This window comes from Mycobacterium angelicum, from assembly GCF_002086155.1.
GTDB classification, from domain to species: Bacteria; Actinomycetota; Actinomycetes; order Mycobacteriales; family Mycobacteriaceae; genus Mycobacterium; species Mycobacterium angelicum.
On record NZ_MVHE01000020.1, the window covers coordinates 68,238 to 78,182 of the forward strand.

Annotated in this window: 10 protein-coding genes and 1 pseudogene; 7 read left to right on the forward strand and 4 right to left on the reverse strand. The window is 65.2% G+C overall.

The window, feature by feature from the left end; genetic code table 11:
* Positions 1-50: 50 nt before the first annotated feature.
* From BST12_RS14535 to ideR, 3 genes are all read left to right on the forward strand, one after another.
* Positions 51-479: a DUF3099 domain-containing protein gene (locus tag BST12_RS14535; RefSeq protein WP_083113820.1), complete on the forward strand. Its 429-nt coding sequence runs from the start codon at positions 51-53 to the stop codon at positions 477-479.
* 163 nt (positions 480-642) lie between these two features.
* Entirely contained in the window at positions 643-1,614 is a 972-nt protein-coding gene (sigB, locus tag BST12_RS14540; RefSeq protein ID WP_083113821.1) for a sigma-70 family RNA polymerase sigma factor SigB, read from the forward strand.
* A 148-nt stretch (positions 1,615-1,762) separates the two neighbouring features.
* Complete coding sequence (ideR, locus tag BST12_RS14545) at positions 1,763-2,455, forward strand: iron-dependent transcriptional regulator IdeR (RefSeq protein WP_083113822.1); 693 nt, start codon at positions 1,763-1,765, stop codon at positions 2,453-2,455.
* 8 nt (positions 2,456-2,463) lie between these two features.
* On the opposite strand, the gene BST12_RS14550 is transcribed toward ideR, so the two are convergent.
* Positions 2,464-3,522, reverse strand: a complete 1,059-nt coding sequence (locus BST12_RS14550) for a DUF4192 domain-containing protein (protein ID WP_083113823.1) — start codon at positions 3,520-3,522, stop codon at positions 2,464-2,466.
* Positions 3,523-3,636: 114 nt separating this feature from the next.
* On the opposite strand from BST12_RS14550, the gene sthA reads away from it, so the two are divergent.
* Entirely contained in the window at positions 3,637-5,043 is a 1,407-nt protein-coding gene (sthA, locus tag BST12_RS14555; RefSeq protein WP_139801689.1) for a Si-specific NAD(P)(+) transhydrogenase, read from the forward strand.
* Between the two features lie 12 nt (positions 5,044-5,055).
* Here sthA and BST12_RS14560 read toward each other — a convergent pair whose 3' ends face one another.
* Positions 5,056-5,874, reverse strand: a complete 819-nt coding sequence (locus tag BST12_RS14560; protein WP_083113825.1) for a trypsin-like serine peptidase — start codon at positions 5,872-5,874, stop codon at positions 5,056-5,058.
* A gap of 226 nt (positions 5,875-6,100) precedes the next feature.
* Between BST12_RS14560 and BST12_RS14565 the strand changes: the two genes are divergently transcribed.
* The 3 genes and pseudogenes from BST12_RS14565 (at position 6,101) to BST12_RS14575 (ending at position 8,850) form a co-directional block, all read left to right on the forward strand.
* Positions 6,101-7,078, forward strand: coding sequence for a proteasome assembly chaperone family protein (locus BST12_RS14565; RefSeq protein WP_083113826.1), 978 nt, complete (start codon positions 6,101-6,103; stop codon positions 7,076-7,078).
* 36 nt (positions 7,079-7,114) lie between these two features.
* Positions 7,115-8,140 (forward strand): alpha/beta fold hydrolase, encoded by a 1,026-nt coding sequence (locus BST12_RS14570; RefSeq protein WP_083113827.1) that lies wholly within the window; start codon positions 7,115-7,117, stop codon positions 8,138-8,140.
* Between the two features lie 34 nt (positions 8,141-8,174).
* Positions 8,175-8,850: pseudogene (locus BST12_RS14575) on the forward strand (PhzF family phenazine biosynthesis protein).
* A gap of 2 nt (positions 8,851-8,852) precedes the next feature.
* Here the strand turns inward: BST12_RS14575 and BST12_RS14580 are convergent.
* Positions 8,853-9,347, reverse strand: a complete 495-nt coding sequence (locus BST12_RS14580; RefSeq protein WP_083113828.1) for a peroxynitrite isomerase — start codon at positions 9,345-9,347, stop codon at positions 8,853-8,855.
* Positions 9,348-9,369: 22 nt separating this feature from the next.
* A complete protein-coding gene (gene nrdR / locus BST12_RS14585) occupies positions 9,370-9,834 on the reverse strand; it encodes a transcriptional regulator NrdR (protein WP_083113829.1) in 465 nt (154 codons plus the stop codon).
* Positions 9,835-9,945 lie beyond the last annotated feature (111 nt).

Sequence of the window (9,945 nt, forward strand, 5' to 3'; positions counted from 1 at the left end):
ATTGTGCCTCCTGCGGTGCGTCCTGACACCGCTGAGCCGAAATCGATTCGATGTGGGACAGTGGAGGAATGAAGCGCGGCCCCGAGCTGGGTTTCGACGACAAGTTCGACGACGACGGCCGACCGGTATTGATCACCGCCGCCGCTCCCTCATACGAAGAGCAGCATCGCGCGCGGGTGCGTAAATACCTGACCCTGATGGCCTTCCGGATCCCTGCGCTCATCCTGGCCGCGCTGGCTTATGGCGCATGGCACAACGGCCTGATCTCGCTGCTGATCGTGGCCGCGTCGGTGCCACTGCCGTGGATGGCCGTGCTGATCGCCAACGACCGGCCGCCGCGTGGCGCCAACGAGCCTCGACGCTTCGAGGAGTCGCGCCGGCGTACCCCGCTGTTCCCCACCGCCGAGCGCCCGGCCCTCGAATCCCGGCACGATCCAGCTTCGCAACCGCAGTGGCACGACATCGACGGCGAGAGCTAGCCGGCGTTCGGTTAATCGGTCGCTCGCAAGACTTCTCAGGACATTCTCAGGTCCTTGGCACATTTGTGCACGTCACGGCGTGTGAGTTGGCGATCGGGTGGGAACTCTAAGCCCGGGTCTCTCGTTACACCACATGACAGCACAAGCCGATCGGGAGGGCGCTATGGCACAGCCCACAACAAGGGCCACCACAAGCCGGGGTGAAGGCGATTTGGATGCTCAAAGCCCTGCAGCGGATTTGGTGCGCGTTTATCTGAACGGCATCGGCAAAACGGCGTTGCTCAACGCCGCAGGTGAAGTCGAGCTGGCCAAGCGCATCGAAGCCGGACTGTATGCAGAGCATCTTCTGGAAACGCGAAAGCGCCTCGGCGAGAACCGGAAACGGGATCTGATGGCCGTTGTGCGCGATGGCGAGGCGGCGCGCCGGCACCTGCTGGAAGCCAACCTGCGGCTAGTGGTTTCGCTGGCCAAGCGCTACACCGGCCGGGGCATGCCGTTGCTTGACCTCATTCAGGAAGGCAACCTGGGCCTGATCCGCGCGATGGAGAAGTTCGACTACACAAAGGGTTTCAAGTTTTCGACGTATGCCACCTGGTGGATTCGTCAGGCAATCACCCGCGGCATGGCGGACCAGAGCCGCACCATCCGGCTGCCGGTTCACCTCGTCGAGCAGGTCAACAAGCTGGCCCGGATCAAGCGCGAGATGCACCAGAACCTCGGCCGCGAGGCAACCGATGAGGAACTGGCCGCCGAGTCCGGCATTCCCATCGAGAAGATCAACGACCTGCTGGAGCACAGCCGCGACCCGGTGAGCCTGGACATGCCAGTCGGCTCCGAAGAGGAAGCTCCACTGGGTGATTTCATCGAGGACGCCGAAGCCATGTCCGCGGAGAATGCGGTCATCGCCGAACTGTTGCACACCGACATCCGCAGTGTGCTGGCAACTCTCGATGAGCGCGAGCACCAGGTGATCCGGTTACGCTTCGGCCTGGACGACGGTCAGCCACGCACCCTGGACCAGATCGGCAAGCTGTTCGGTCTGTCCCGTGAGCGGGTCCGCCAGATCGAACGCGATGTGATGTGCAAGCTGCGCCACGGTGAGCGAGCCGACCGACTGCGCTCTTACGCCAGTTGAGGTGACCGGCCGAGGCCGGAAAGAATAGCCTGTCAGGAGACGGTGTGCCCGCCGCGTCAGCGGCGGGCATACTGCTGCGGTGGGGTGTTTTGACGAACCACTCACGCGGCTGGCGAAGTAGACTCGGCGGCAACGGAGGATTTAGTTAATGAACGAGTTGGTTGATACCACCGAGATGTACCTGCGGACCATTTACGACCTCGAAGAAGAGGGCGTAACCCCGCTGCGTGCCCGGATCGCCGAACGACTCGAACAGAGCGGACCCACCGTCAGCCAGACCGTTTCCCGGATGGAGCGCGACGGGTTACTTCGGGTAGCCGGCGACCGCCATCTGGAGCTCACCGACAAGGGCCGGGCCCTGGCCATCTCCGTCATGCGCAAGCACCGGCTGGCCGAGCGGCTCCTGGTCGACGTCATCGGATTGCCATGGGAAGAGGTGCACGCCGAGGCCTGCCGGTGGGAACACGTGATGAGCGAGGATGTCGAGCGCCGACTGGTCAAGGTGCTCAACAATCCCACCACCTCCCCCTTCGGGAATCCGATCCCGGGCCTGCTGGACCTCGGGGTCGGCCCGGAGTTCGGTGCCGACGAGGCCAACCTCGTCCGGCTGACCGAGTTGCCGGCCGGGTCGCCGGTCGCGGTCGTCGTCCGCCAACTCACCGAGCATGTCCAGGGCGACATCGACTTGATCACCCGCCTCAAGGACGCCGGCGTCGTGCCCAACGCCCGAGTGACCGTCGAGACCACCTCGGGCGGCGGAGTGACCATCCTCATTCCGGGCCATGAGAACGTCACCCTGCCGCACGAGATGGCGCACGCCGTCAAGGTCGAGAAGGTCTGATCCGCCCCCTATCCGGCTTGGCGGCCGAACGCCCGTCTGGGCGGTAGCCGCACGCCGAGCTGCTTTGCCAGCCGGTACCCGGTGTCGGCGAGGTCGCGGATATCGTCCGGCCGCAGCCCGGACTGCAGGGCCGTGTCGAGCATGCCGGCCATCCGATGCTCCGGATCGCAACGCAGCGCGGCTTCCAGCGCGATGCCGGTCAGCGGGCCGTCGCCGCGCGCGTAGGCGCTGAAAGCCAGGAGAACCAGCGCCTCCACCCGCCACGGCTGCGGTAGCACGCGCGCCAGCTGCACCCACAAACACTCGGCCTCACCAGCGTTCTCGCCGACAGCAAGGGCATACAGCGTGTCGCGCACCTGCACGTCGGGCAGCGCACAGGCCAGCTCGGCCAGTTCGCCGTCGGACAGGAGTTGCCCGTCGGCGACACGTGCGGCGGCGGCCATCGCGGCTTCGACCTCACGCCGGCTGCAACCCGCCGGGTCCGCGCTGTGCGCGATCTCGCGAGCGGCCGCCCGTTGTCCAATTGCGGCGGCTAGCTCGGCGCTGCGGCGCGGGTCGTCCACGGCGACCACCGCCTGCAGGTCGGCACGCCGCCGGTAAAGCCGGCGACCGTCCAGCACCGCAGCCACCGCCAGCGGCGAGGCCGACGGGTCTTCCACCGTGCCGGCCGAACCGCAGCTGTCCACGCAATGCCATTGCCCCCCAACGGCTATCCGATCCACCACGTGCGCGGCCCACAACACGATATGGCGCTCTTCCAGCGCCGCATCGAGCGCTGCGCACAGCTGCCGGTACTTCTCGTTGCACACCGGACAGTGCGCACCCTCTGCGTCGACGATCACCGCGATCACCGCCTCGGGATCCGCCGCGGCGGCCACTTCGGCGAGATTTTCGACCCGGTCGGCAAGATCCTCCGACAGGTCCGCTCGCATCACCGACCCCATCGCGCCCTCTTCCAAGGTCACCAGGACCAGTGAATTCTCCGGGACGAAACCGAGAACAGCCGGGAGCGCGGCGATCAATGCGCCGGGACGATTGAGTGCAAAGTCAGGCTCATGCTTTTTCATGAGTACCAACGCTGACGATTGCCACCGTCTAGTCCGTGCTACCGCAACGCAAATCAGCCTCCATCTGTGGAGAAAGTCGCGACTGTGGGCTCTATCGTCTATCTCATGACTTCGATGCGGGAGTACGACCTGGTCGTCATCGGTTCGGGGCCCGGCGGCCAGAAGGCCGCCATTGCCGCGGCCAAGTTGGGCAAGTCCGTGGCGATCGTCGAACGTGGCCGAATGGTGGGCGGCGTCTGCGTGAATACCGGCACGATCCCGTCAAAGACGTTGCGCGAGGCGGTCGTTTACCTCACCGGGATGAGCCAGCGCGAGCTCTACGGCGCGAGCTACCGCGTCAAGGACAAGATCACCCCGGCCGACCTACTGGCGCGAACCCAGCACGTGATCGGCAAGCAGGTCGATGTGGTGCGCTCGCAATTGATGCGCAACCGGATCGACCTGGTTCTGGGCCACGGCCGCTTCATCGACCCGCATACCGTCCTCGTCGAAGAAGACGCCATGGGCGAGCGCGTCACACTCAGCGGCGACTACATCGTCATCGCCACCGGGACCAGACCGGTGCGGCCGTCGGGCGTCGAGTTCGACGAGAAACGGGTGCTGGACTCCGACGGCATCCTCGACCTGCGTTCGCTTCCGGCGTCGATGGTCGTGGTCGGCGCGGGAGTCATCGGGATCGAGTACGCGTCGATGTTCGCCGCACTGGGCACCAAGGTGACTGTGGTCGAAAAGCGCGACAACATGTTGGAATTCTGCGACCCGGAGATTATCGAAGCCCTGAAATTCCACCTGCGCGACCTGGCGGTGACCTTCCGCTTCGGCGAGGAAGTGACCGCGGTCGACGTCGGCTCCGCGGGCACGGTCACCACCTTGGCCAGTGGCAAGCAGATTCCCGCCGAAACGGTGATGTACTCAGCGGGCCGCGAAGGCCAGACCGAACATCTGGGCCTGGAGAACACGGGCCTTGAAACCGACAGCCGCGGAAGGATTTTCGTCGACGACCAATTCCAGACCAAGGTCGAACACATCTACGCCGTCGGCGATGTCATCGGCTTTCCGGCGCTGGCGGCGACCTCGATGGATCAGGGCCGGCTGGCCGCCTACCACGCATTCGGCGAACCAACCGACGGCATCACCGCGATGCAACCGATCGGGATCTACTCGATTCCCGAGGTGTCCTACGTCGGCGCCACCGAGGTCGAACTGACCAAGGATTCGATTCCCTATGAGGTGGGCGTATGCCGATATCGCGAACTGGCGCGCGGCCAGATCGCCGGCGACTCCTACGGCATGCTCAAACTGCTGGTCTCCACCCGCGATCGCACACTGCTAGGCGCGCACATCTTCGGTACCAGCGCCACCGAAATGGTGCACATCGGGCAGGCGGTGATGGGATGCGGCGGCACGGTCGATTACCTGGTCGACGCCGTCTTCAACTATCCGACCTTCTCCGAGGCCTACAAGGTCGCCGCGCTTGACGTCACGAACAAGATGCGCGCGCTCAACCAGTTCCTGCGCTGAGCGATCCGCGCGCTAACAGGTGTCCGCCAAATCGACCGGCGCCGTGTCACCGGGGCCGCCGGCTTCCGCACGCACCAACAACGCCGCGGTGTGTTCGTCGAACGGCGCCGAATACGACATGCTCTCCGTGCATCCCCCGCTTTCCAGTCCCCCGATCACGCCGGTGACCGTGGATCCGCGGACCCAGGGCGCACCACTGGTACCGCCGACCAGCCCGTCGCAGGATAGGGAAGGAAAGCCGCTGTCGGTGCGCCCGGTGCTGCCCTGACAGGCGACGGGCCGGCCGCCCACGCCGGCCGGATAGCCGGTCACGGTGACCAGGCTGCCCAGGACAGGCGCTGCGCCCAGTGACAGTGCCGAGCCCACCTGCCGCTCCAGCGATTCGCTACCAGTGCCGATCACCCGCGCGATCGCGTAATCCGCATGCGGATCGGCGCTGTTGATCCAGCGCGGATCGAAGTAGATCTGGCGGATGCTCCAATGATCCGACGGCCCGGCCGCCCCCGCGAAACCGGGAACAAACGTGACCTTGGACTGACCGAGCAGACAATGCGCAGCGGTCAATACCAGGTCGCCATCCGCCGAATGCAGCACCGAGGCGGTGCAGAAGTGCGCATCGTCGCCATCGGGGAAAATCGCGCCGATCCGCGGGTCGGGGTTCACCGGTCCTGCCGCCGGAGCCGGCTGGGTCTCGCTGAGCTGCTGGGCCGGTATGCTCGCCCGTGGTATCGGCAGGTTCGGGACCGATGCGCGATCGGCCGGCCGGCCGCAGGACGCGATCAGCATCGCCAGGCTGACCGGCAGGCAAAGCGCCGCGGTGGCATTGCGCATCGCTTGCCATCATGCCTGACCGCGGGCCGGCAGGGGCGCCACCGCAGTTCAGATCCGATGACAGACGCTCCAGCAAACCGCAATTAGGCAAACCCGGGACGCTGAAATAGCGTTTGTCGCTGTTCCGTTAACCACACGGGGCGATTGGTTTTCCGCTGTTTCAATACTGGGTTGAGGGACACTGGGTGGGGCACCCTGGAAAACACCCCCGAAAGGAGGCAACACCATGGCCCATGACCATGACCCCGGTGAGGCGCAGGACTACCAGCCGGGCCAAGCCGGCATGTACGAGCTGGAGTTCCCGGCGCCGATATTGTCGACGCCCGACGGCCGCGGCCCGGTGTTGGTGCACGCGCTGGAGGGCTTCTCCGATGCCGGGCATGCCATCCGCCTGGCTGCCACCCACCTGAAGGCGGCCCTGGACACCGAACTGGTCGCATCCTTCGCCATCGACGATCTGCTGGACTACCGATCGCGGCGGCCGCTGATGACGTTCAAGACCGATCACTTCACCCACTACGACGACCCCGAACTCAGCTTGTATGCACTGCGCGACACCGTCGGCAACCCGTTTCTGCTGCTGGCCGGCATGGAACCGGATCTGAAGTGGGAGCGGTTCATCACCGCGGTGCGGCTGCTGGCCGAGCGCCTCGGAGTGCGGCAGACCATCGGCCTGGGCACCGTTCCGATGGCCGTTCCACATACACGGCCGATCACGATGACCGCGCACTCCAACAACGGCGATCTGATCGCCGATTTCACGCCGTGGATCTCCGAAATTCAGGTCCCGGGCAGCGCTTCCAACCTGCTGGAGTACCGGATGGCCCAGCACGGCCACGAAGTCGTCGGGTTCACCGTGCATGTGCCGCACTACCTCACCCAGACCGACTACCCCGCCGCCGCCCAGGCGCTGCTCGAACAGGTGGCCAAGACCGGATCGCTGGAACTGCCGCTGACCGCCCTGGCCGAAGCGGCGGTCGAGGTGCGAGCCAAGATCGACGATCAGGTGCAGGCAAGCGCCGAGGTGGCTCAAGTGGTGGCAGCCCTCGAGCGCCAGTACGATGCCTTCATCGACGCTCAGGAAAACAGGTCCTTACTAGCGCGTGACGAAGATCTGCCTAGCGGCGACGAATTGGGAGCCGAGTTCGAGCGGTTCCTGGCTCAGCAGGCAGAAAAGAAGTTCGACGACGACGACCACACTTAAACGCCGTTAGTTGGCCCGACACCGAGGTTGGCCGAGATGACCGAGCGTAAGCGCAATCTTCGCCCGGTGCGAGAAGTGACTGCGCCCCTGCTGCAGTTCCGCACCATCCACGGTTACAAGCGGGCGTTCCGCATCGCCGGCGACGGGCCGGCGATTCTGCTGATCCACGGCATCGGCGACAACTCGACCACCTGGAATGTCATCCACGCCAAGCTCGCCCAGCGGTTCACGGTGATCGCCCCGGACCTGTTGGGGCATGGCAAATCCGACAAACCCCGTGCTGACTACTCCGTCGCGGCATACGCCAACGGGATGCGTGACCTGCTCAGCGTTCTCGACATCGAGCGGGTAACCGTCGTGGGCCATTCGCTCGGCGGCGGGGTGGCCATGCAATTCGCCTACCAGTTCCCGCAACTGGTCGAGCGGCTGGTTCTGGTGGGCGCCGGCGGTGTCACCAAGGATGTCAACGTCGTGTTCCGACTGGCGTCGTTGCCGATGGGCAGCGAGGCCCTGGCGCTGCTGCGGCTGCCCTTGGTGCTGCCGGCGGTCCAGCTGGCCGGTCGGATCGCGGGCCGGGCGATCGGCTCCACGGGCCTGGGGCGTGACTTGCCCAACGTATTGCGGATTTTGGATGACCTGCCGGAGCCGACGGCCTCAGCGGCGTTCAGCCGTACGCTGCGGGCCGTCGTCGACTGGCGCGGGCAGATTGTCACGATGCTCGACCGCTGCTATTTGACCGAGGCCATCCCCGTGCAGATCATTTGGGGCGATTGCGACGTGGTAGTGCCCGTCCGCCACGCCGAAATGGCCCACGCCGCAATGCCCGGCTCGCGGCTGGAGATCTTCGAGCGATCCGGCCACTTTCCGTTTCACGACGATCCGGCCCGTTTCATCGACGTCGTCCAGCGCTTCATCGACACCACTCAGCCCGCCGAACACGATCCGATCGCGTTGCGTCAGTTGCTGCGCACCGGCAGTGGCGAACGCACCGTCACCGGCCCGGTCGACACCCGAGTCGCCGTGCTGAATGCGATGGGCTCCGACGAACGCAGCGCTACCTGATCGAGCCAGCCCTGCGGCGTCGTACAGTCGGGCCATGGGCATCGACGTCACCGTATTGCGAGTCTTCACCGATCCACATGGCGATTTCGGAAATCCGCTCGGCGTGGTCGACGCCAGCAAGGTGCACCCGCGCGACCGGCAGCGCCTGGCGGCCCAATTGGGTTACAGCGAAACCATATTCGTCGACCTGCCCGCCACCGGCTCGACCACCGCACACGCCACCATCTATACGCCCCGAACCGACTTATCCTTTGCCGGACACCCGGTCGTTGGAGCGTCGTGGTGGTTGCGCAGCAACGACATGCCGGTTCACACCCTGCAGGTCCCGGCCGGTGAGCTACAGCCGCGAGCTCACCACTATCAGCGCGCGCGCCGACTGGGCGCCAGAGTTCGCCATTCATGACATCGAGTCGGCTGACGTTGTGGCCACCGCTGACCCGGCTGATTTTTCCGATGACGTCGCCCACTACTTGTGGACGTGGACCGACCGGCCCAGCGGATCGGTACGTTGCCGCATGTTCGCCTCCAACCTTGGCGTGACAGAGGACGAGGCGACCGGCTCCGCGGCGATGCGCCTGACCGACTACTTGAGCCGCGACCTAATCATTACCCAGGGCAAAGGGTCGGTAATCCAGACCACCTGGACTCCCGAGGGCTGGGTAGGGGTGGCCGGCCGGGTCGTGAATGACGGTGTCCGGCAAGTCGATTGAGGTCAGCTGGTTCGGTGTAGCACGGCGGCAAGGTGGTGCTGCAAGGGCTGGCCGACGGCGCCCATCTGCAGCGAGTACGAAAGCTCGTCGCCGTCGATACGGAAGGACCGACTAAGCGCGCTCACTTCTTTGGCCGTCGGCGTCAGTCCGATGGTCCCGACTTCACTCGTGGACAGCTCCAGCTCGATGACGTCACCGTCGCGCGAGTAAGTACCGACCCCGATTTCGGTGATGCCGCTCGGATGAGCCAGGACCAGTTCGATGCGTCCAGGTTGGGGCACCCGCAGATAGCCGGCTTCGGCATGCAGCGGTTTGCCGTCGTCGGCCGACTTCGTCTTTTGCCCGTAGATCAGGAATGGCTTGCCTACGTGAGAGAAGGTGATTTCCTCGAAGTACTCGAACGGCTGAATCGTCGGGTACTCCCCCGCACCTCGACCGGCCCACGTACCCAACAGTGGTGCCAGCGCGTCGAGATTGCGGTGCAGGTCAGCAATCATGCTAAGAGCCTAGCCTCGGCGGTCAGCTCGACGCCGATACCTTACGGTGCGCGCGTAGTGCCTCGATCTCGCGCTCGAAGTCATCAGCCGAGGAAAAGGAGCGGTATACCGACGCAAACCGCAGATAGGCGACCTCGTCAAGGTCACGCAACGGCCCCAGGATTGCCAGGCCAACCTCGTGACTGGGCACCTCCGGTGAGCCGGCCGCTCGCACGGAATCTTCCACCTGTTGAGCGAGCAGATTGAGGGCATCGTCGTCTACCTGGCGCCCCTGGCAGGCCCGGCGGACGCCGCTGATCAACTTTTCGCGACTGAAAGGTTCGGTGACGCCGCTACGCTTCACCACGGCCAGCACCGCGGTTTCCACGGTGGTGAACCTCCGGCCGCATTCGGGACACGACCGGCGCCGTCGAATGGCCTGCCCTTCATCGGTTTCCCGCGAATCGATCACGCGGGAATCGGGATGCCGGCAGAACGGGCAGTGCATGGCCGCTCCTTTGCCGTACTCACGTCCGGGTACTTGAGACCACTCCGAGAGTACCTGTGCGCCCGCACGCAGGACCAACGCCGTCGCAATCCACGCTCGTCCCGTCCCGCC

What these genes read in the sequence shown, in the direction of transcription:
- ideR (WP_083113822.1), top strand. Translation starts at nt 1,763, where the DNA reads ATGAACGAGTTGGTTGATACCACCGAGATGTACCTGCGGACCATTTAC.
- BST12_RS14560 (WP_083113825.1), bottom strand. Translation starts at nt 5,874, where the DNA reads ATGCGCAATGCCACCGCGGCGCTTTGCCTGCCGGTCAGCCTGGCGATG.
- BST12_RS14535 (WP_083113820.1), top strand. Translation starts at nt 51, where the DNA reads ATGTGGGACAGTGGAGGAATGAAGCGCGGCCCCGAGCTGGGTTTCGAC.
- sthA (WP_139801689.1), top strand. Translation starts at nt 3,637, where the DNA reads ATGCGGGAGTACGACCTGGTCGTCATCGGTTCGGGGCCCGGCGGCCAG.
- BST12_RS14550 (WP_083113823.1), bottom strand. Translation starts at nt 3,522, where the DNA reads ATGAAAAAGCATGAGCCTGACTTTGCACTCAATCGTCCCGGCGCATTG.
- nrdR (WP_083113829.1), bottom strand. Translation starts at nt 9,834, where the DNA reads ATGCACTGCCCGTTCTGCCGGCATCCCGATTCCCGCGTGATCGATTCG.
- BST12_RS14565 (WP_083113826.1), top strand. Translation starts at nt 6,101, where the DNA reads ATGGCCCATGACCATGACCCCGGTGAGGCGCAGGACTACCAGCCGGGC.
- BST12_RS14570 (WP_083113827.1), top strand. Translation starts at nt 7,115, where the DNA reads ATGACCGAGCGTAAGCGCAATCTTCGCCCGGTGCGAGAAGTGACTGCG.
- BST12_RS14580 (WP_083113828.1), bottom strand. Translation starts at nt 9,347, where the DNA reads ATGATTGCTGACCTGCACCGCAATCTCGACGCGCTGGCACCACTGTTG.
- sigB (WP_083113821.1), top strand. Translation starts at nt 643, where the DNA reads ATGGCACAGCCCACAACAAGGGCCACCACAAGCCGGGGTGAAGGCGAT.